Genomic DNA, 20,960 nt, shown 5'->3' on the forward strand with positions numbered 1-20,960 from the left:
AGGATCTCCTTATCGCACGAGCCGGGCCACGCCCCAACGGGAGGTGTCCACGTAGGACCGCCCGGTCGGGTCGTGCCAGGTGGTGGCGGCGGTACGGGTCCCGCCGGTCGCGTCGTTGACCTGTAGGTCGAAGCCGAGCAGGGAGCCGATGGCCGGCGTGATGCTGTCCAACTCGATGGACGCCTCGACGACGTACCCGCCGGGCACCACGCGGGTGGCGCTACGCAGGTTGTCGGCGATCCGGAAGCCGCCGAAGTTGCTGGTGACGGTCTGCTTGTTGGTGAAGCTGACCCGGTACTGGCCGTCCTCGTCGTTGTATCCGCTGCCCTTCGAGTTGTCCGGGTCGACGAAGATCTCGATGGAGTCCTGCTCCCAGGTGTTCGGGCTGGACTCGTCCAGGGTCGGGTCGGTGACGGTGGCGAGGACGTAGAGGTGCCCGGCGTCCCACAGCAGCTTCGCCGTGGCGGTCGCACCGTCCGAACCGGACACTCGCACGTTTGTCGTGATGGCACATGCCTTGGACCAGACCGCCTCGGCGACGCCGTCGAGCACCGGCGTACCCCGTACCACGTCGACGGTGGACACGGCCGGGACCAGCGTGATCTCGCCGCGCTCGGCGGTGCTGGTGTCCTGGGCGTGCGACTGGTCGTTCCAGGACGCCTGCGCCCCGGTGGCGGCGTCGCGGACCCGCAGGTCCACGCGGAGCTTGGCACCGGCGGACACCGCCGGGCTGAGCGGGATCGCCGCCTCCACGCGATAGCCACCGTCGATGGGCTTGCTGTTCTTACCGCCGCGCTGGATGCGATGGCGGGTGTCGCCGACGAAGACGTCGACCGTGTCCGTCTTGTTGTTTGACCGGTCAGTCACCTCGGCGAGCACATACAGCGTGCGGGTGTCCCAGCGGAACTGGAAGGTCGTGCCCAGGCCGGTCGCGGAGTGCACGTCGGTGCCGGGCAGGTAGTCCCACACCTGATCGCGCTTGCCATCCACTGTGGGTCGTGCACTGGGGACGGTGAGCGTACGGCCGAGCGACGGCAGCTTCGTCGGGTCGGCGACGCCCCAGTACGCCGGCTTGGCCTGCAGGTCCCGGTCGAAGAGCAGCGGGTCGTCGCGGCGCGGGAACGGGAACGTGTCCAGCCAGGTGCCGTCGTCGGCCGCGCCCCACAGGGTCACCGAGCTGATCTGGCTGGAGTACCTGTCGAACAGGTCGAACAGGTCCCGGTAGCGGATCCCCTGCTGGGCCATCGTGGTGGCCGGGAACGACGGGTACGACTCGACAAAGTTGGTGTAGGCGCTCATGTCCAGCTCGGTGACCTGCTGGTCGACGCCGAGCGTGGCGAAGAGCTGGATGCTCTTCTCGATCTCGCCGATCCGCTGCCGCTCGATGTTGACGTGCAGCTGGTGGCCCACCCCGTCGATCGGTACGCCTTCCGCCCGCAGCAGCTTGACCAGGTTGAAGAGGGCGACCCGCTTGGCCGGGTACTCGGTGTTGTAGTCGTTGATGAAGAGCTTGGCGTTCGGATCCACCTCGCGGGCCACCCGGAACGCGGTACGCAGGTAGTCCAGGCCGGCGACCTCGAACCAGCGGCTGCGCCGGTAGCCGTCCGGCTCGCCCTCGTCGACGACCTCGTTCGCCACATCCCACGCGTAGATCCGTCCGGCGTACCGGCCGGCGACCGCGCGGATGTGGTTTTCCAGCCGGCTCAGCAGCAGGGCCTTGTCTTCGGCGCTGCTCGTGAGCGGGGTGCCGTCCGGGCGCTGGAACACCCAGGCCGGCGTCTGCTGGTGCCAGACGAGCGTGTGCCCGCGCAGCCCCATGCCGTTCGCGGTGGCGAAGTTGGCGATCGTGTCGGCGTCGGCCCACGAGAACTGGCCCTCCACCGGCTCGGTGGCGTCCCACTTCATCGCATTGCCCGCGGTCGCCGAGTCGTAGTGCTTGGCGACGAGCTTCGCCTTCTCGCCCAGGGTGTCGCTGGGCACCAGCGCGGTGCCGACCGGGAAGTCGTCCGCGAGCACGTCCTTCAGCGATGGGATGTCGGTCTGGATCGGCATCGGCACCACGTACGTCATCTGGAAGTCGTCCAGGTAGAACGAAGCGGAGGATCCGCCGGCGGTCTCCACGTACACGCTCAGGAAGTCGACGTCGGCGCCCAGCGTGTACGAGCCGGAGATCTGCGACCAGGCCCCGTCGTTCACCGCGGACGCCCCGGCGAGCAGCTCGTACGACGGGGTGCCCTGCCACCGCCGCTCGATGGTGAGCCGCAGGTCAGCTGGCGCCTGGCCGGGCGCCAGCTTCACCCACAAGGTAAAGGTGTACTTCTTGCCCTTGCCCATCCGGCCGAGCATGTTGATCGCCGGACCGGTGTAGCTCTGGGTACGGCCGGTGGTGAGCAGGCTGCGGGTGCCACCGTGGGCGTCGGCGTCGGTCACCGTCACGGTTTCCGAGCCGATCCGCGGCGCCCAGCCCTGGGCCGTACCGGCCTCGAAGTCGCTGGTGACGCCGGCCTCGTCCGGCGGACCGCCCGGCGGCGGCGCGGTCATCGTCACGGTGACGTCGTCCATCAGGAACGAGACGGTGGCGTCGGCGCTCTCCAGGTAGAGCTGCAACTCGGTGACGTCGCCGCTGAAGCGGTACTCGCCGCGCAGCACCACCCAGCCGTCGGGCGTGACGGTCGCGCTGGCCACCCGCTCGAAGGCGGTCGAACCGCCGGCGGGCGTGCGCTGCATGGTCACGTGGATGGCCGCCTGCGGGCCACCGGCGGCGACCCGGGCGTACGCCTCGACGACGTACACGGCCTCGGGCAGCAGGACGGCGCGCATGTCGCGGCCGGGCCCTTGCCAGGTGGCCGCGCGGTTCGTGGTGAGGAGGCTGTGCGTGCCGCCGTGCGCCGCGTCGGTGGTGTTGGCGACGGCCGCCGAGCCGCGGGCGAACCAGCCCTGGGTGGCGCCGTCCTCGAAGTCGTTGGTGAGGACGACCTGCGGCGCGGCGGAGGCTGCCGTCGATGGGACGGCCACTGCGGACACCGCGAGGCCCAACAGGCATGCGGCGACCATGATCCGCGGGTATCTCATGTATCCGGCCTTTCGTGGGGGTGTTTACGCCGGTCGGAACTTTCGGTGCCCATCCGAAAATCACGCGATGCCGCGCACGCTACGGCGCCCGAATCACCGGGGTCAATACCCGTCTCATGCCCAGATTCAGGGCTGGAAGACTTCCGAAATACTCCCGGTACCCGACGCCCGCGCACTGATGCCGTGGACCCCGCCGGCGAGCGCCCGGATCCAGCCGGAGGAAGACCCTGATGAATATCGTAACTTCGGCCGATGTCGGTATACGCGGCCCACGACGTCCTGGAGCTGGTGGGGATCTACGTCTTCGCCACCTCCGGCGCCCTGATGGCCATCCGCAAGGGATTCGACGTGGTGGGGATCCTCATCCTGGCGGAGGTCACGGCGCTCGGCGGCGGCGTCCTGCGGGACCTCATCATCGGTGACATCCCGCCGGCCGCGTTCACGAAGACCAGCTACCTGCTGCTCCCGATGCTCGCGGCGGCGGTGACCTTCTTCGCGCACCCCGTGGTGGAGCGGCTGAACACCACGATGCTCGTGTTCGACGCGGCCGGGCTGGGGATGTTCTGCGTCACCGGCACGCTCAAGGCGCTCGACTACGGCCTCGGCTCGTTCCAGGCCGTGGTGCTCGGCGTCACCACCGCCGTCGGTGGCGGCCTGCTCCGCGACATCACCGCCCGTGAGACGCCCACGCTCGTACAGGTCGACACGGACCTCTACTCGATCCCCGCCGCGGCCGGCGCCACCCTCGTCGCCGCCGCCTCCCACACCGACCTGCCACTGCCTGCGGTCGCGGTGGGCGCGGCGATCTTCGTGTTCCTCTTCCGGGTGGTCGCGATGATGCGCCACTGGACCGCGCCCCGGGCCTGGGAACGGCACCGCCGCACCGGGTAGCGGTGCATGCGCTGACGGGGCCGGGGGCGGCCCCGTCAGCAGATCTCGTTGAGCGGTGCTGGTCAGGACGTAAGCGTCGGCCTGATTCGTACGGCCACCAGCCAGCTGGAATCCCTCGCGGCATCCACCTTGAGCTGGTCGAGGTTCACGGCCTCACCCACGGCCACACCGCCGGCGAGGGTCTCGACGCCGGTCGCCGTCTTCCCGTCGGCCGCGGTGCACGTGTGGTGCCTTTCGACAACCCACATCGAGGGTGGGGCCAACGGAACGTCCGAATAGGAGCAGACCGGTGCCAGGTCCCGGATAATCTTGTCGGTCACCTCGATGTAGTCGTGCAGGAGGCTGGCGTAGCTGTTTCGGAGACCGGCGAATTCGTAGCCCGTCAGCCCGATGGGATAGAGCTTGTGGACAGCGTGCCCCATCTGGTCCGCCGCCCGCCTGTCCTCGACCGCGTTGAGCATTCCCTTGACATCCGTCGCCTTATGGCCGACCTCTCTCGCCCATTGATCCAGCACGAGATCGTCCTGCCTGATCTGGTCGAAGTCGGCGAAGTCCCGGCTGGCGCTGATGGCCGCCGACCTCGCCGCCTCCGCCGCGTACGAGTCGATGTGGACGATGACCTCGTTGGTCGCCTGGCTGGACGCGGCGAGGACCACCTGGATCAGCGCATGGATATTTGCCGCCGAGGCACCACCCTTGATCAGGTTGAAGACGGCGAACACGAAATCCACCATCGGGCCGGCGGGCGGCATGTCGTCCGGGCATACGACGTACTCGCATGGTGGATTAGCGGCCTGCGCGGGCTGGACGGCGCCGGTCGCGCCGATCGTCGCGGCCAGGATCGCGGCGACGGCGCCGCGTAACAGTTTCCCTTTCATCATCAATCACCTTCCTTGACGTTGCCGGCGCGGTGATTCTCTGGACGAGTGCCACGCGCAGGCAATGAGTCGGAAGGTAATTGCGTGAATCGGCAGGGCCGCGGCGCGTAATCACGCACCGGACGCCAGAACCGCCCTCGCCGTCCAGGTCGGCCCGGGTGGGCCGACCTGGACGTCAGGATCAATCAGACGAGGTCGAACCGGTCGAGGTTCATGACCTTGACCCACGCCGCGACGAAGTCGCGCACGAACTTCTCCCGCGCGTCGTCGCTCGCGTAGACCTCCGCCAGCGCGCGCAGTTCCGAGTTCGACCCGAAGACGAGGTCGGCGCGGCTGCCGGTCCACTTGACCTCGCCGGTGGCGAGGTCGCGACCCTCGAAGGTCTCCTGGTCCTCGGAGGTCGCCTTCCACGCCGTACCCAGGTCGAGCAGGTTGACGAAGAAGTCGTTGGTCAGCGACCCCGGCGTCTCGGTGAAGACGCCGAGCGACGACTGCGCGTAGTTCGCCCCGAGGACACGCAGACCACCGATGAGGACCGTCAACTCGGGCGCGCTGAGGGTCAGCAGGTTCGCCCGGTCGAGCAGGAGGTACTCGGTCGGCAGCCGGTTCCCCTTCCCGAGGTAGTTGCGGAACCCGTCCACGGTCGGCTCGAGCGCGGCGAAGGACTCCACATCGGTCTGCTCCTGCGACGCGTCGGTACGTCCCGGCGTGAAGGGCACCTCGACGGCGTAGCCGGCGTTCTTGGCGGCCTGCTCGACGGCGGCGGACCCGGCGAGCACGATCAGGTCGGCGAGCGAGACCTTCTTCCCGCCGGTCTGGGAGGCGTTGAAGCTCTCCTGGATCCCCTCCAGGGCGTGCAGCACCGCCGGCAGCTCGTCGGGGTTGTTGACCTCCCAGCCGTTCTGCGGCGCGAGGCGGATGCGCGCCCCGTTGGCGCCACCGCGCTTGTCACTGCCGCGGAACGTCGACGCCGATGCCCAGGCGGTGGAGACGAGCTGGGCGACGGACAGCCCCGAGGCGAGGATCTGCGCCTTGAGGGCGGCGGCGTCCTCCGCCCCGATGAGGTCGTGCGTCACCGCGGGGACCGGGTCCTGCCACAGCAGCACCTCCTGCGGGACCTCCGGGCCGAGGTACCGCACGATGGGGCCCATGTCACGGTGGGTCAGCTTGTACCACGCCCGGGCGAACGCGTCCGCGAACGCGTCCGGGTTCTCCAGGAAGCGCCGCGAGATCGGCTCGTAGACCGGGTCGAACCGCAGCGACAGGTCCGTCGTGAGCATCGTCGGCTTGCGGGGCTTCGACGCGTCGAACGCGTCCGGGATGATCTCCTCGGCGTCCTTCGCCACCCACTGCTGGGCGCCCGCGGGGCTGTGCGTCAGCTCCCACTCGTACCCGAAAAGGATCTCGAAGAAGCTGTTGCTCCACTGCGTCGGTGTCGTGGTCCAGGTGACCTCGAGACCGCTGGTGATCGCGTCGGCGCCCTTGCCGGTGCCGTAGCTGCTCTTCCAGCCCAGACCCTGCTCCTCGATGGAGGCGGCCTCCGGGTCGGCGCCAACGCTCGTCGCGGGGCCGGCACCGTGGGTCTTGCCGAACGAGTGCCCGCCGGCGATGAGGGCGACGGTCTCCTCGTCGTTCATCGCCATGCGGCGGAAGGTCTCGCGGATGTCCCGGGCCGCGGCAAGCGGATCCGGGTTGCCGTTCGGCCCTCCGGGTTGACGTAGATGAGGCCCATCTGGACCGCGGCCAACGGGCTCTCCAGCTCCCGGTCACCGGTGTACCGCTCGTCGCCGAGCCAGGTGCTCTCGGGGCCCCAGTAAACGTCCTCCTCGGGCTCCCACACGTCCGCGCGACCGCCGGCGAAACCGAAGGTCTTGAAGCCCATCGACTCCAGCGCGACGTTGCCGGTGAGGATCATCAGGTCGGCCCACGAGATCTTCTTGCCGTACTTCTTCTTGACCGGCCACAGCAGCCGGCGGGCCTTGTCCAGGTTCGCGTTGTCCGGCCAGCTGTTGAGCGGCGCGAAGCGCTGCATGCCGGCCCCGGCACCGCCGCGGCCATCATTGATCCGGTACGTGCCGGCGCTGTGCCACGCCATCCGGATCATGAACGGCCCGTAGTGCCCGAAGTCGGCCGGCCACCAGTCCTGCGAGGTCGTCAGGACCTCCCCGATGTCCCGCTTCACGGCGGCGAGGTCGAGGGTGTTGAACTCGGCGGCGTAGTCGAAGTCCCCGCCCATGGGGTCGGCCACGGCCGGGTTCTTGGCGAGGATCTTCAGGTTGAGCTGGTTTGGCCACCAGCCGCGGTTGCCGCCGCCCTGGGTCGGATGCGGGGCACGTCCATGCGCGACCGGGCAGCCGCCGGTCTCGGTACTCGTATTCTCAGACATGGAGATCCTTCCAGGGTCGGGCGAATCAGCGTTGATTGCGGAGTGATCAGAAACTCTGTCATGTGGAGCAACCGGGACAAAACCCCCAGTAGATGACCTCGGCCTCGTCGATCGCGAAGCCATGATCGTCGGACGCGGTCAGACAGGGCGCCTCGCCCGGGGCACAGTCGACGTCGGCGATAACGCCGCACGACCGGCACACGACGTGGTGATGGTTGTCGCCGACCCGGGACTCGTAGCGAGCCACCGAGCCGGACGGCTGGATGCGCCGCACCAGACCAGCGGCCGTCAGCGTGTGCAGCGAGTCGTAGACAGCCTGGTGGGACACCTCCGGCAGGTCCCTGCGCACGGCGCCGATGATCGACTCCGTGTCGGCGTGCGAATGCGCGTGCACCGCGCTCAGCACCGCCACCCGAGGACGGGTAACGCGCAGAGCGGCCCCCGCAGCATCCGCTGGAAGTCCAAGGTCGTCGTACCCACCCAGCGAAGTCTTGCCCCTTTTCTGGAAAGAGTCAAGAATCTGGGCCGGACGTCACCTGGCCGATCCGGTCGCAGCGGGACGGAAGTCTCAGTCGTCGGCAACCGACGCTCCGGTAACCTGGATCACCGGCGGGCCGCTAGCTCAATGGCAGAGCTGAGGACTTTTAATCCTTAGGTTCGGGGTTCGAGTCCCCGGCGGCCCACCAACCTCACCATTGCGCACACCGGTGGGTTGGGTGGCTGTCCTGATGCCGGCGTCGTCGATGACGATGCCGGCATCTTGTCCTGGGATCTTGAATATGGGGATCACCCGCCCTTCCTGGTTGATGCGGATCTCGGCGACGAGGGCTTCGATGGCTCGTTTGCGTTCGCCGGAGGTGCCCTCGGCGATGGTGTGGTGCAGGTAAGCGCGTAGCCGTTCGATGGTGCCGGGCGGTGGCGGGGCCGGCTCGGCTTCGAGGCTGGCGGCGAGATCGTCGCGGTGCGCCTTCAGTTGTGTGATCTTGTGCCGGAGTTCTTGGATGCGGGGTCCGGCGGTGGCGTCGTCCATGGTGCCGTTCTCGAACGCGGTGTGGTATCGGTCGATCGCGGTCTGGGTGGTGTTGATCTGGGCGGTGATGGCGTCGAGTTCGGCGTGCCGGTCGGCGTGGGTGTCGTGGAACTCCTGTCTGGCTTCGGTGATGACCTTGTCCAGGACGGTGTGGGCGTTGGTGTAGAAGTCGTAGAGGGCTTGCAGGACGGCGGTGTCGGTGGGGTCGGCGGCGAGGCGGACGCCGTTGCAGCCGGCGGCGCCGTAGCGGTTGCGGGAGAAGCAGGTGTAGTAGCGGTATCGGGCGTTGCGGCCGCGGACGGCGGTGCCGATGTACTTGCGTCCGCAGTCGGGGCAGGTGATCAGTCCGGTGAGGTGGTACTCGCTGGGTGAGGCGGCGCGTTGGGTGTGGGCGTCGGCGCGGGCGCCGGCGATGTCCCGGGCGGTGTTGAAGGTGCTGCGGTCGATGAGCGGGGTGTGGGCGTCGGTGACGTAGACGTCGCGGTAGGCGATGTCGCCGGCGTAGGCGGGGTTGTCGAGGATGCGGGCGATGGTGTAGCCGGACCAGGGTTTGCCGGTGCGGTTGCGTACGCCGCGTTGGTTGAGTTCGGTGGCGATGGCGCGGGTGCCGAGCCGTTCCTGTGTGTAGAGGCGGTAGATGTCGCGCAGGATTGGGGCCTCTTCGGGGTGGGGGACGAGTTTCTGTGTGTCGCGGTCGACGTGGTAGCCGTAGGGGCGGGTGCCGCCGGGCCATTTTCCTTTGCCGGCTTTGGTGCTCATTCCGTTGATCACCCTGTCGATGATGGTTTCTCTCTCGAATTCGGCGAAGACGCCGAGGAGTTGGACGAGCATCCGTCCGATCGGGGTGGAGGTGTCGAATGGTTCGGTGGCGGAGCAGAACGCGACTCCGGCCTCGTCGAGTTCGTGGAGCAGGTCGAGTAGGTCGGACAGGCGGCGGGAGAATCGGTCGACGCGGACGACGAGTAGGACGTCGTATTGGCCGGCTTTGGCGGCGCGGAGTGCGCGTTGTAGGTCGGGGCGTTCGGTGGTGGCGCCGGAGGCGTCGTCGCTGAATTCTAGGACGAGGGTCCAGCCGGGCTGGGACTTGATGTAGTTCTTGAGGGCGGCGAGTTGGGCGTCGATGGAGAAGGGTTGGTGTTCGTCGTCGGTGGAGCGGCGGGTGTAGATGGCGATCCGGCGCAGGCCGGGCTCGCGGCCCAGCGCTGTGCTGGTGTAGCGGCGTTTGCCGCGCCTGGGTTTCGGGGTGGCGCTGGGCATAGGTCGTCTTCCTTCGTGACGTAGGCAGCCCCGGGTGTTCGGGCCGCCTCCGGATGCTGATGGGGGTTGGGGTGGTGGGAGGGGTTCCCACCACCCCGTGTTCTTTATGCTGCGTGGTCGGGATGTGCGCGCCAGTAGCGGGCGACCAGGACTGCGAGGGCTTTTACGGCTTCGGTTTCTTCCTCGGCTGTCATGGTGACCGTTTCTATTCTTCCGACGCGTACATCGGTTATGGTGGCGGGTGCGCGGCGACGGCGGTCAGGGGTACGCCGACGTTTCGTCGGCGGTTTGTCCGTCGTGTCGCCGCTATTTGGTGCGGTGTTTTCATCATACCCGTTTCGGGTGATGTCGCCTGCGGCGTGGGAATGCATATTCCTCCGGAATTGATGTCACCGATTCGTGCGGGCGAAAAGATGAGCAACATTGGCGACGGTTCCTTTCTGGACTGGTCGGATCTGCCTGATTCGAGAATTGTTGCGTTGTCTGTGATGGTGCATGCTGTCCTCTGGTGCGGGCGGCGCCGGCCGAGGCCGCGAGGCGCCCATGGACGGTGGAACAGGTGGCCTCCTTCATGCGGGTTGTGGGCCGAGGCGGTACCGGGACTGGGATCTTGCCGGCCCCCGGGGGTGCGCGTGGCCGAAGCTGGTCGCGGGTGGGCGTCATGGTGATCGCTCCTTACTTCTTGTCGTCGGGGCTGCCGGCGACCACGGGTTCAGACATGGCCGTGCCGGGGTGTTCGGGGAAGGTCCTTTGTGGAGTTGGTTGTTTCAGCTGGATTGCTCGGGCGCGGCGCGGGATGGTAGCTCCGGGCGTCTGTCAGGGGAAGGGGTGCGGATCTGTCAGGGTCTGTCACCGCAGCCGGTTGTCAGGTCGTGTCAGGTGCTGACAGACGCGCAGCGTGTCTGTTATGTCGCTCCACAGAGGACCGATGGGCATGGTTCGTGCCGGCCCAGTCGTGGCCTTCGCCAGTCCGTGGGGCCGCAGTGTCCTGGACGGCGCCGAAGGTTGCCGGTGGCGTCGCTGTCGTGGCGCTGTGCGGCCGACAGCGGCGTCGCGGCAGCCTCGGCGGGGTGGTCCGGTTGCCTTCCGGTTTTGTGGCGGCACGGGCTGGCACGGGCGGGTGTTGCTGTGGTCACGCCGCTGCCTCCTTACGGGTGAAGACGGTCGCGGCGAGGTCGGCCAGCCGGAGCAGGCCGCCGGGGTGACGGTGCAGCCACCACACCGCTTCGGCGGGACTGGCACCGGTACGGACCGCGTCGGCGCGGGCGGCGGTGGCGACCGGCAGCGCGATCCCCTCCTGGTCGAGGTGTTGGTGCAGGTTCTGTTCCCGGGCGGCGGCGTGGAGCCAGAACAGCACAGGCCAGACCCTTCCGGTGACCTTGGCCAACGCCGCATAGTCGTAGAGCTTGTCCACCAGCACGCCGAGCGGTTCGGTGCCGGTGTCGTACTCGACGAAGAACGGCACCCGGGCATCGTGCTCGACCCAGATGCCGTGCCCGTCCGGGCGGATCCGCGGTTTGTACACCAGGATCTGGACGTCGTCGCCAGGTTCGGCGAAGGCGCCCCTTCCCTGCATCCGCGATGCCGGCCACCACCGCTCCAGCCGAGCTTCGGGGTGGGTGCGGGCGTAGCCGGCCAGCTCGATGAAGAACTGGTTGACGCCGAGCAGGTGCGGCAGGTTAGCCCGGTTGGTCAGGTGCCAGCGCCGCTTGCGGGCCGCATCTCGGCGGGGCAGCTCGTCGCCGCGTTGGGCGCAGACGACGTCGACGCCGAGTTGGTCGAGGACGTAGTGGTAGGGGTGGGAGCCACCGTCGGGTCGCTGGGGCCGGAACCGGGCCAGCACGCCCAGGGCGGCGAGCTTGCGCAGGCGTTCCTGGGCGAAGTCGACGGACGGGAACAGGGCGTGGGCGATCTGGGCGGTGGTGAGCACGCCGTGGTCGGCCAGCCAGCCGAGCAGGACGTGGTCACGGTCGGTGAGCGCGGATTGGATGCGCAGGACGTGATCGGTCATAGGCAGCCTCCTATAGGTCGTTGTTCCCCCGGGGAGACCCCAAGACAGAGGGTCTGTCGGAGCAGGGCGCCCGCCGCCGACAGCGGCCGTGGCCTGCCCTGACAGATCCGGGAGGGGTCCGTTTCGGGGTCCGGATGAAGGTGGACCACCATCCGGAGGCCCGAACGGAGCCCCGGACGGAGGTCAAGGCGGGATCTGTCAACGCCGTAGGACCGGCCAGGCCGGATGGCCACCGCCGATGGCGCAGGTTGATGATGGACGGACACGTGGTACTCCTCGAACACGGGATGGATGGGACTGACAGGTGCTTGCACCCGAGGTCAGGTCGGGTACGTCGAACGGCCTCGGGTGTTGCGCGGGCTGCCCGGCCTCGTCGTCCTTGGACGCGAGGAGGGCAGGCTGTAGCCCTGCCGGAAGACGAGCCCCCTGGCCGGGCTTGGACGGTGCTGAGTGTTCCCTCTGTGGAGTTGTCAACGAACGCGTACCAAGCGGTAGTTACCGGGCAAATCGGGGCAGAGTTCGGGTAGGTGGCATCGCCGTCCGATGAGACGACGACGTGCGGCGGTACAACGGGGAACAGAAGAGGCTCAGCGGCAGCGCGACCCCTCCGGGGGTGTGCCGCTGACACAGCTCCGCACGGCGGGGCCGTCCACATTGGCGCGGTGTCCGCCGCCGACCTGCCTCAAGGGCTCGGTGGGCACCCATACGGACGCCTGGTGCGCCAAGCAAACGACGCGGCAGGCTCGCTGTCAGGTGGGGCGTCGTCGCCGACCGGCCCTCAGGCGGGTGGGCACCCATGCGACGCTGATCCATCGGACGCACGAACCCTGTGCGGGGTGTGCAAGGTGCTGGTGGTGCGAAGTAGCCCATCCACCGTAGACGATCGAAGGTTCGCGCGATAGCCCATTACAGATCTCGAAGATCCGGGCATGGGTACGTTCAGGTCCGCCGACCGTTCCCCGGCTCCATAGAACCAGGGCCCGGTCCGGGCCGATGTAGATCCGTCCAACCGGCGCGGAGAGATTCCCAAAGACTGATGTACTCGCGCTCTGGCTGGGGTTCACCCCGGAGCGAACAGCCCGCACCCCGGACGTCGGGCTCGCTGTGGCCGTAGTCATGGATCACCTGGCTCCGCCGACTGCCGCCTGACAGGCGCCGAATCGGTGTGCGGCGCCGGCAACGGTGATGACGTGGCTGCTGCTGCCCGCCTCCAATGGGTGATATCAGCCCTAAACACACAGTTTGTCCGTCAAAGTCCTGGTTGGAACGCCGACCTTTTAGGCCTTCAGCCGAGCTGATGAGCGGCAGCCATCAGCGCGATCCGTTAGAGAGGAAGACGACGATGCCGAAGACGACAGGCCCGAGGACCCGCAGGTCAAAGAGGCGTGGCGGGCGGACCGGCAGTTCCGTACGTTCCGGCCTGGTCCGCTCGCTGCCGTCCACTGGCGCCCGCCCCGCCGGCATCATCCGAATGGCGACGGCGGGTGTTCAGCCTGAGCCAACCGCCGATGTCCCGCTTCGCACCCACGATGGCGATCGGCCTTTCTGGATGTTGGGCCCGGAACCCGCTTGGTGCGTCTTCGGCCACTTCGACGATGACCGGCTCGACGACCGCCGCCACGTCAGCGCCGCCGCCGAGATCAAGCTCTCCCTTGTCGACTCCCAGGACCGCGGGTCGAGCCTCGCGATGGAGAACCGGTGGGAGCCCGCCCGGTTGCGCGTCGACCTGGTCCAGCGACTCACCGAAGCCCAACCCGCCGTGCGGCTGTTCCGCGAGAACCAGTCCGACAAGCCCTGGGTAACCTGCACCCTTACCGAAGCCGAAACCCTCGCAACCAACCTCGCCATCGCAGCTGAGCGTGGGGAGGAAGCACTTCCCACCGAGCCAGCCTCCGACGATTCCCCGTTCTGGCAGACGACCGCGTGCCCGCCGTGGTGCAACTCGGGACACGAGGTACGCGACTTCTACGACGATCGCACCCACATAGACCTGGACCGTGGATGGGCAACGATCGACCTGCACCTCGAACGTGCAGACGAGAAGGAGCCCGAACAGCTCCAGGTGCTCGTCCTACGCGACTACCAAGCTGTGATCGGGGTAGTCAGCCTGAGCAAGTCCGGGGCGGCCGGCGTGGATCTCACGCCCGCCGAAGCCCGTAACCTGGCCCGCCACCTTTGTCATCTCGTCGAGGCCAGCCGTCAGGCGCCCGACCAAGACAGTTGTTGGCCCGGTCACGGCGGACACCCCGACCCGTTGCGGCGGGATCTGACGCACCGCAAGAAGCAGTTCCCCTGCCCCCACCGGATCCCCTGGTGCAGCGGCCACTCGAAGCGCGAGATCAAGGACGCACGGACCCCCGGCGATGGATTCCTGCACCACGGCGACATCGACAGCGTGCCCTTCTCGATAGGTTCGATCACCGGCACGGTCGATGTGGCCGTTGAGTACCTGACCGAGGGCGACCGGCAGCCGTTCGCATACGTCCAAGTCGTGGGGGGCGACGGCGGCGCCGAACTCGACGCCATCAGCATCGACCGCACCATCGCCGCCCTGCATAGGGCCAAGGCGCTCATCGCGGCCAACCACCCCGGCCTCGTTCCGACCGCGACGAGCACCGCTGTCACCCACGTTGGCGCGCCATCAGCTCGCGCAAGCCGACCGCTGCCGAACGCGGCGTAGCCCGGACGCCGATAGCGCCTCGGACGACACCCACAAACCTACGGTTCCAGGATCCGGCTGCGCGGATAGCCTCCCCGTGGCCGGATCCTGTGGGTGGCAGTGCCTCAACCTCGGGCGGTCAGCGCGTCGCCAGTTCCCGCGGCGCGGCCTGCGTGGCCGCCGCGACTCATCCCACCTGAACGCCGTACGCAACTGATCGACACCTGAACTTTTTGCATGGCTCTTTGGAAAGGTCTCCTGGAAGGAGCGCTCCTATGGCCGCAATGGTGCACGCTGCTCGGCCGCCAGTATCTCGTTGATCCGGCGGATCCTGGCATCGGTGGCGTCGTGTCCGGTGGTCCTGAGGAACCCGGCGCTGTCGACGCGGTCGTGGTAGTGCAGCACCACCGGGTCGGAGGGCATCGGGTCGGCAAGGTGCGTCGGGTAGTTGTACCGCGACGCGAGAGGGCGCACGGCCAGTCCCAGTTCGTGCATTGTGAGGCCGAAGGAAACCTGGTCCGCGAAGAACGCGAGATCACCCAGGATTTCAGGGTGGGCCAGGAGCCACCTGTCCCACCTCGCCCACGCCTCCCGAATCGCCTCGAAGGCCCCGCGCGTCAACACGTAGACGCCGCCGTTGAAGTTGTGCACGAAGGTGGGCTCGCGGGAATGCGTGGAGAGCGCGAGTTCTGGTTCGGCATCGAGGCCCGCCGCTGCGAAGATCCTCCTCCAGTGATTGTGGGACGGCTTCCCGTTGTCGACAATCTTGGCGGCGACCATCTCCAGGCCGGCGAACAGGCCGCTGACGTCGTCGGCGAAGGCGATGTCGCAGTCGGTGAGGACGATCAGATCCGCGTCCTGGAACGCCCCGCCCTGGAGCTGGCTGAGCTTGTTCGAGGGAGGATGGCGCTGGTCGAACCGAGGAACGGCGCGCGTCTCCACGCCCTGGTCATGAAGGAAGCCGAGGTGCCGGCGATCCACTCCGTCGACGACATGCACCACCAGTTCATGGGGTTGACGTCGGGCGATTCGTAGGAGTGTCGTACTCCAGATCCATGCCTGATGGATGTACTTCGGGTCGTGGTCCACGACGCAGGAGAACTTGACCGACGCTTCGTGGGGCCAGTGCGTTGTGGAGTCAGCCATTCGCCGACCGTCAGACGGGCACACCGTTGATCGTTTCCGTCGAGCGCTGGTAGCCGAGCATGACCTGGAGTCGTTGGTCATGCACCCACAGATCCGGCGGCAACGGATCGGACAGCGGCCGGATCCATCGTTCGACGAAGCTCATCAGGACCGCTGTCCGCGGACGGCCAGAGGAGTTGAAGCCCGAGCGGTGCCAGGTTGCCGCCGCCATCACCAACAGCGTTCCGGGCTCTGCCAGGAACGTCTCGGCCGCACTCGGCCACGGCGCCGATGGCCGCCGCGGTGGCACGTGCGAACCAGGGACGAGGCGGGTTGCCCCGTTGTGCTCGTCGAACTGGTCCAAGGCCAGGACGCATTGGAGGCCGAGTAGGCCGCCGCTTACCAGCTCAGGCATTTCGTTGTACGGGTAGTCGATGTGCCAGTCGTCGATGGGCTGGTCAGGGTTGACCACATTGAGGCTGTAGTCGGACAGCAGGTAGTACCGGCCGAGGAGCTCATCGAGAACGTCGGCGAGGCCGGGTTTGACCAGCATGTCGGCGAAGATCGGATCGTGCCGGTAGAGGTCCCATACCCGTGTGGACTTCGGGTATCGGTTCGCGTACTCGCCGTCGGCGAGGATGTCCGCAGCACTCTTGAGGGCGCTGCATTGGTCGGGTGTCGCGTAGCCCGGCCAGATGGCGTAGCCGCGCCGGCGGACCTCGTCGGCGACCAGGGCAGGGACGATGGTCATGCCTCGCTCCTCGGATCGGACGTGGCCACGCGGAGTTCGATCAGGTCGGCGCGCCGGTCGTGGCGGGACAGGTCGACCAGGACGCCGTCCTGGTCCAGCAGGGCGACGATCGTGTCGGCGAAGGCGTCGAGATCGTCGTCGTCGCGGCGTACCGCGAATGTCCGGACGGTCGTCGCCAATGGCTCAACCTCGTCGGCTCCAACGTCGCTCATCCCAATCACCCTCTCAGAAGGTGGTCTGCCTGTTCGGCGAGCACGGCGTCCACGCCGGTCAGGCGGAGCGGTTGTCGTGCCGCCCACCCTCCGATTGTTGTCAGGTAGTCGGCCACCTCCGCTTCGGGTTGTGCGCCGAGGTCGAGGAGCACGACTGCCGCAGCAGTGGACCGGAGCAGTCGCGCCGTGCGGCGCTGGAATGCGTCCGGCCGGTTCGTGGAGGCGTTGATCGATTCGGCCGAGACACTCAGCAGCGCAGGGGAAGGCGGCCGCTGTCGAAGCCATCGTTCGGCTGCCGGTGAGGGGCTGCGCTGGATGAGTAGCCGGATGCCGTGATCCACGATCGCCTGCGGTGGCACTGCGCCTGGGTCACAGTCCACCAGTGCCGCAACTGGCCTGCCAGGCACGGTTGCCGGCTGCCCGCTTCTGCTGAGCGACGCAAGCCCCACCACGCCGACGCCGTCTTGGCGGCTGTCGAGGACCGCCGCGTTCCGGAGGGTCTCGGGCAGCTGGGCGCGAAGTTTGTCCGGTTCGATCGAGGCGGGCGCGATGAGGACCAGGAGGAGCAGCTTGGGCGGCAGCTCCGGCGGGCGGGTCGGCTCGGCGCGGTGATGGATGGCGCGAACCACGGCTTCGAGGGCCGTCGCCGACGCCGGGAGCCTCGCTGTCCTGGGCTGCCGGGTGAGAGCGTCGCGGATCAGCGCTTCGAGGCTGCTGCGGTCTGGTGCCCCGACGGCTCCGCCGAACTGGGCGGCGATCCGGTGGGCGTGTTCATCGAGCCCTTCCATGAACGACACGTCCGGTACGAGGACGAGCTGCCCGCGTCCCGCGAGCGCCTCGGAAAGGGCGTTGTTGCCAGGCTTGATGACGGCGACGTCCGCAGCGGCGAGCAGGGCGGGCAGGTGCGGCTCGAACCGTCGCACCGTGACGGTGGCGGTTTCGTGGAGCGGGCGGCCGGCGTAGTAGGGGCCTGTGACCAGTACGAACCGTGCCGGATGTCCTTCATCGGCCAATGCTGCCGCGATCGCCTGGCATGCGGAGAATAGGCGGTCGCCGTACCCGTCGGGCATCTGGTCGCCGCCCGCGCCGCCGTTGACGACGACGAGCGGCGCGCCGTTGGGTACGTACGCCGACCGGACCGCCGCGACCTCGTCCCGGGCCGGCGCGCGAGCGATGTTGCCGACGAAGGTGAACCGGCCGCTGGACTCCACCGCGGCCAGCGAGTCACCGCTGTGGCCTTCCTGGAGGAAGGCTTCGTGCTCTTGGGCGATGAGGACCTGGTCGTAGTGGGCAAAGTCGCCGCGCTGGCGGATCTGGTCGAAGGAGAGCCCGTCGAGCCGTCGCATGACCAGGAGCCGGGGCCGGTCGGCCAAGGCGGGCAGCCGCCGGTACCGGGCGTCCGGGTAGGTGTCCTCGATGGCCACGGCCGGGTCGAGCCGGTCGAGCAGCCGGTCGAGGAGGTCGGTGTAGAGGTCCTCGGCGATGGCAGACGGGACCCGGTGTAGAAGCGGGAAGTTGATCACCCGCACGGGCGTGTTCCGGTACAGGGCCAGGGAGCTGGCCTGGCTGATCACGATGGGCCGGAGCCGGCCGGCGTCCTGGACAGCTTCGGCGATCAGCAGGGCCCGGCGGATGTGACCGAAGCCGATGCCGTTCTTGACCAGGAAGACAGCGTTCCTCATCGCGCCCTGGCCCGAGCGGTCGTGCCGGCCTCAGCGAGTCCGAGAAGGGTGAGGAGTACCTGCCGGGCATGGTCCGGGCCATGCCGTTCTTTGATGGTCTTGCGTGCGGCGCGCCCGAGCCGCTGCTGCTCGGCGTGGTCGTCGGCAAGCTCGAGGAGGTTTGCGGTCATCGCGCGGACGTCGTGCTCGGCGACAAGTCGTCCGTTGACCTTGTCGGTGATGGCCTCGGGGATCCCCGCGTGGTTGGTGGCGATGACCGGTAGACCGGCCGCCATGGCTTCGAGGATTGCCAGCGGTTGGCCTTCGGTGTCGCCGTCCTGCGGCGACGTGACGGCGTGGTGCAGCAGGATGTCCGCGCCTCGGATGAGAGCGAGGGTGTCGGAGTGTGGGAGTCGGCCGTGGACGTGAACCCGATCCGTTAGCTCGTGCTCGTCCACGTACTGGCGGACTTCGCCCATCAGAGGACCGTCGCCGACCAGATCCAGGACCACGTTCTGGTGGCGGCTGGCGGCGTCGCGGAAGGCTTCCAGCAGCAGGAGCGGCGCCTTCTTCGGTACCAGGCGGCCGACGGCGACGCACCGGACGTCTGGGCTGCGGTCGCGGGTTGTGGCTGGGCGAGGTCGCGGGAGTTCGACGCTGTAGCGGACGACGTGGATCTTCTCGGCTGGCAGCCCCAGGGTTGTGAGGGCGTCGGCGGCGACTGCGCTGGGGACGATGATCCCAGCCGCCAGTTCGTAGCGGCGGTAGGCGTCGCGCCACCGCTGCTCGGTCAATCTGGCCGAGAAGTCGACGCCGTGTCCCCGTAGCCACACGCGGACCGACTGGCGAAGGAGGAAGTCGAACCAGCGGTCCGCGAAGTCCAGGTACTCGACGAGCACCGCCTCGACACTGTGCGTTGCGAGGAAGTCGGCGACCGCGTTGAGGCGTTCGGCTGACGGTGGCGGATCGCCGGGAAGCGGGTCGAAGGCGAGGACGGGACATTCGCCGGCGTCCCAGGCTTGGCCGTGCAGGACCGACTCACCTCTCGGAGGGGGTCCGCGACGATGGCGGTTCCGCCTGGCAGCAGCTCACGGGTGTCCCAGCGGATGAAGGTCTCGCTGATCACGCCGATCTCGGGCAGGAAGACACAGAGTGGCCGGGACACGCCGAACAGTATCGGGCGCCCTGGCGATGGTGGCTAGGCCCCAACAACGATGGCAGGCGGCGAGGCACTGTGGCGTGCTCGTGGCGCGGGGGTAATCCATGAAGCTACACACGGAAGGTCGACTAGATTGGTATCCCATGGCGACCCTGGAAAAGCTGCTACATGATCGGCTAGCGTCCGCGTTCGAGGCTGTGGCCGGGGTTCCGGCCGACCCGAGTGTGCGCCGATCCCAGCACGCGGACTTCCAGGCCGATGGTGCCCTCGCTCTGGCCCGCCAGCTAGGGCGTAAGCCCCGGGACATCGCCGCCGACGTGGTTCAGCAAGCTCGGCTTGATGATCTATGCGCGTCGGTGGAGATCTCGGGGCCGGGGTTTATCAACCTGACTGTCGCCAACGCCGCGATCGCGCCGCTGCTCGCCGCGATGAACAGGGACGAACGGCTCGGCGTGCAGTCCGTCGCGGCTCCTGACACCGTGGTGGTCGACTACTCGGCGCCGAACGTTGCGAAGGAGATGCACGTCGGCCACCTTCGGTCGACGGTGATCGGGGATGCCGCTGTCCGGGTGCTGGAGTGGCTCGGCCACCGGGTGATCAAGGCCAACCACCTCGGCGACTGGGGCACCCCGTTCGGCATGTTGATCGAGCACCTGCTCGATATCGGCGAGACCGAGGCCGCCCACGAGTTGTCGCTGGGCGACCTCAACACCTTCTACCAGGCGGCCAGGACGAAGTTTGACGCCGACGACACGTTCAAGGAGCGGGCCCGGACTCGGGTCGTCGCCCTGCAAAGCGGGGACGAGCAGACCCGCCGGATGTGGCGGCTGCTAGTCGATGAATCGGAGAAGTACTTCCTGGCCGTGTACGACCGGCTCGATGTGTGCCTTACCGAGAAGGACTTCTTCGGCGAGAGCTTCTACAACGACATGCTGATGCCGGTCGTTGAGGAGTTGGACCGGCTCGGGCTGCTGCGGGAGAGCGACGGCGCCAAGGTTGTGTTCCCGGCGGGCTTCACCAACCGGGATGGCGACCCACTGCCGATCATCGTGCGGAAACGTGACGGCGGATTCGGGTACGGCGCCACAGACCTGGCAGCGATCCGGTACCGGACCCAGGAGTTGGCCGCTACCCGGCTGTTGTACGTGGTTGGGCTGCCGCAGCAGCAGCACTTTGAGATGGTGTACGAGGTCGCCCGGGAGGCTGGCTGGTTGAGGCCACCGGCCCGCGCCGCCCATATCGGGTTCGGCTCCGTTCTCGGCCCGGACGGCAAGATCTTCCGTACCCGGGCCGGCGATACGATCAAGCTGGTCGACCTGATCGACGAGGCGGTCGCGCGGGCGGCGGCTCTCATCGAGGAGAAAAACCCAGACCTCGACGAGTCCACCCGCGCCGAGGTCGCGCAGATGGTCGGCATCGGCGCGATCAAGTACGCAGACCTGTCCAATGACCGGACGAGAAACTATGTCTTCGACTGGAAGCGGATGCTGTCCTTCGACGGCAACACCGCCCCATACCTGCAATACGCACGGGCCCGGATTTTGTCGATCTTCCGTCGTGGTGAGGTCACACCGGTACGGGACCTAGCTGCCATCGTCGTTACCGAACCGGCTGAGCGGGCCTTGGCGATCGAGCTGCTGGCCTTCGAGGGCGTGGTCACTGAGGTCGCCGAGTCGCTGGAGTTCCACCGGCTCGCCCTTTACCTGTACGGGGTGGCGACGGCGTTTACGGCGTTCTACGAAAAGTGCCCGGTCCTAAAGGCCGAGGACCAGGTACGCGAGAGCCGGCTGGCGCTGAGCGACCTGACCGCACGCGTACTCGGCCGCGGGCTTGGCCTGCTTGGTATCGGTGCCCCCGACCGTATGTGA

Annotated in this window: 12 protein-coding genes, 1 tRNA gene and 2 pseudogenes; 4 read left to right on the forward strand and 11 right to left on the reverse strand. The window is 67.8% G+C overall.

Translation table 11 applies throughout. The features are described from left to right. Positions 1 to 9: 9 nt before the first annotated feature. Positions 10 to 3,072, reverse strand: coding sequence for an endo-1,4-beta-xylanase (locus tag Prum_RS18360; protein ID WP_173077660.1), 3,063 nt, complete (start codon positions 3,070 to 3,072; stop codon positions 10 to 12). A 252-nt stretch (positions 3,073 to 3,324) separates the two neighbouring features. Here Prum_RS18360 and Prum_RS18365 point away from each other — a divergent pair, with 252 nt between their 5' ends. Next, positions 3,325 to 3,963, forward strand: a complete 639-nt coding sequence (locus tag Prum_RS18365; RefSeq protein ID WP_173077661.1) for a trimeric intracellular cation channel family protein — start codon at positions 3,325 to 3,327, stop codon at positions 3,961 to 3,963. Between the two features lie 62 nt (positions 3,964 to 4,025). Here Prum_RS18365 and Prum_RS18370 read toward each other — a convergent pair whose 3' ends face one another. The 3 genes and pseudogenes from Prum_RS18370 to Prum_RS18380 form a co-directional block, all read right to left on the reverse strand. Then, positions 4,026 to 4,841 carry a hypothetical protein gene (locus tag Prum_RS18370; RefSeq protein ID WP_173077662.1) on the reverse strand — a complete coding sequence of 272 codons (816 nt, stop codon included), beginning with the start codon at positions 4,839 to 4,841 and terminating at the stop codon, positions 4,026 to 4,028. A 185-nt stretch (positions 4,842 to 5,026) separates the two neighbouring features. Next, positions 5,027 to 7,227 (reverse strand): annotated as a pseudogene (katG, locus tag Prum_RS18375) (catalase/peroxidase HPI). A 58-nt stretch (positions 7,228 to 7,285) separates the two neighbouring features. Beyond that, a complete protein-coding gene (locus tag Prum_RS18380; RefSeq protein ID WP_443094360.1) occupies positions 7,286 to 7,639 on the reverse strand; it encodes a Fur family transcriptional regulator in 354 nt (117 codons plus the stop codon). 199 nt (positions 7,640 to 7,838) lie between these two features. Between Prum_RS18380 and Prum_RS18385 the strand changes: the two genes are divergently transcribed. After that, a tRNA-Lys gene (locus Prum_RS18385) sits at positions 7,839 to 7,913 on the forward strand. Between the two features lie 578 nt (positions 7,914 to 8,491). On the opposite strand, the pseudogene Prum_RS51675 reads toward Prum_RS18385, so the two are convergent. Both Prum_RS51675 and Prum_RS18395 read right to left on the reverse strand, forming a co-directional pair. Next, positions 8,492 to 9,514 (reverse strand): annotated as a pseudogene (locus Prum_RS51675) (recombinase family protein); the annotation flags it as partial. 1,132 nt (positions 9,515 to 10,646) lie between these two features. Next, positions 10,647 to 11,525 carry a replication-relaxation family protein gene (locus tag Prum_RS18395; RefSeq protein ID WP_173077663.1) on the reverse strand — a complete coding sequence of 293 codons (879 nt, stop codon included), beginning with the start codon at positions 11,523 to 11,525 and terminating at the stop codon, positions 10,647 to 10,649. Between the two features lie 1,471 nt (positions 11,526 to 12,996). On the opposite strand from Prum_RS18395, the gene Prum_RS18400 reads away from it, so the two are divergent. Further along, the gene (locus Prum_RS18400; protein ID WP_173077664.1) at positions 12,997 to 14,205 is read left to right on the forward strand and encodes a DUF6907 domain-containing protein; all 1,209 of its coding nucleotides are present in this window, start codon (positions 12,997 to 12,999) and stop codon (positions 14,203 to 14,205) included. Positions 14,206 to 14,457: 252 nt separating this feature from the next. Here the strand turns inward: Prum_RS18400 and Prum_RS18405 are convergent, their stop codons facing one another. From Prum_RS18405 to Prum_RS18425, 5 genes are read right to left on the reverse strand one after another with little or no spacing between them, the layout of a single operon-like run. Continuing rightward, entirely contained in the window at positions 14,458 to 15,411 is a 954-nt protein-coding gene (locus tag Prum_RS18405; protein WP_503826926.1) for a GT-B fold glycosyltransferase domain-containing protein, read from the reverse strand. Continuing rightward, positions 15,341 to 16,060 (reverse strand): phytanoyl-CoA dioxygenase family protein, encoded by a 720-nt coding sequence (locus tag Prum_RS18410; RefSeq protein ID WP_173077666.1) that lies wholly within the window; start codon positions 16,058 to 16,060, stop codon positions 15,341 to 15,343. The genes Prum_RS18405 and Prum_RS18410 overlap by 71 nt, the downstream gene beginning before the upstream one ends. Then, a complete protein-coding gene (locus tag Prum_RS18415; RefSeq protein ID WP_173077667.1) occupies positions 16,057 to 16,272 on the reverse strand; it encodes a hypothetical protein in 216 nt (71 codons plus the stop codon). Before Prum_RS18415 ends, Prum_RS18410 begins: the two co-directional genes overlap by 4 nt. Before the next feature lie 5 nt (positions 16,273 to 16,277). Further along, complete coding sequence (locus tag Prum_RS18420) at positions 16,278 to 17,954, reverse strand: hypothetical protein (protein ID WP_173077668.1); 1,677 nt, start codon at positions 17,952 to 17,954, stop codon at positions 16,278 to 16,280. Further along, positions 17,951 to 18,832, reverse strand: coding sequence for a glycosyltransferase family 4 protein (locus tag Prum_RS18425; protein ID WP_246277966.1), 882 nt, complete (start codon positions 18,830 to 18,832; stop codon positions 17,951 to 17,953). The genes Prum_RS18420 and Prum_RS18425 overlap by 4 nt, the downstream gene beginning before the upstream one ends. 403 nt (positions 18,833 to 19,235) lie before the next feature. Between Prum_RS18425 and argS the strand changes: the two genes are divergently transcribed. Then, positions 19,236 to 20,960, forward strand: a complete 1,725-nt coding sequence (argS, locus tag Prum_RS18430; RefSeq protein WP_173077669.1) for an arginine--tRNA ligase — start codon at positions 19,236 to 19,238, stop codon at positions 20,958 to 20,960.

The organism is Phytohabitans rumicis (genome assembly GCF_011764445.1).
GTDB lineage: Bacteria > Actinomycetota > Actinomycetes > Mycobacteriales > Micromonosporaceae > Phytohabitans > Phytohabitans rumicis.

Bases quoted from the DNA above. Each gene is read 5' to 3' on its own strand.
- Prum_RS18415 (WP_173077667.1), bottom strand. From the start codon at position 16,272: ATGAGCGACGTTGGAGCCGACGAGGTTGAGCCATTGGCGACGACCGTC.
- argS (WP_173077669.1), top strand. From the start codon at position 19,236: ATGGCGACCCTGGAAAAGCTGCTACATGATCGGCTAGCGTCCGCGTTC.
- Prum_RS18410 (WP_173077666.1), bottom strand. From the start codon at position 16,060: ATGACCATCGTCCCTGCCCTGGTCGCCGACGAGGTCCGCCGGCGCGGC.
- Prum_RS18400 (WP_173077664.1), top strand. From the start codon at position 12,997: ATGGCGACGGCGGGTGTTCAGCCTGAGCCAACCGCCGATGTCCCGCTT.
- Prum_RS18420 (WP_173077668.1), bottom strand. From the start codon at position 17,954: ATGAGGAACGCTGTCTTCCTGGTCAAGAACGGCATCGGCTTCGGTCAC.
- Prum_RS18370 (WP_173077662.1), bottom strand. From the start codon at position 4,841: ATGAAAGGGAAACTGTTACGCGGCGCCGTCGCCGCGATCCTGGCCGCG.
- Prum_RS18395 (WP_173077663.1), bottom strand. From the start codon at position 11,525: ATGACCGATCACGTCCTGCGCATCCAATCCGCGCTCACCGACCGTGAC.
- Prum_RS18405 (WP_503826926.1), bottom strand. From the start codon at position 15,411: ATGACCAACGACTCCAGGTCATGCTCGGCTACCAGCGCTCGACGGAAA.
- Prum_RS18365 (WP_173077661.1), top strand. From the start codon at position 3,325: ATGTCGGTATACGCGGCCCACGACGTCCTGGAGCTGGTGGGGATCTAC.
- Prum_RS18360 (WP_173077660.1), bottom strand. From the start codon at position 3,072: ATGAGATACCCGCGGATCATGGTCGCCGCATGCCTGTTGGGCCTCGCG.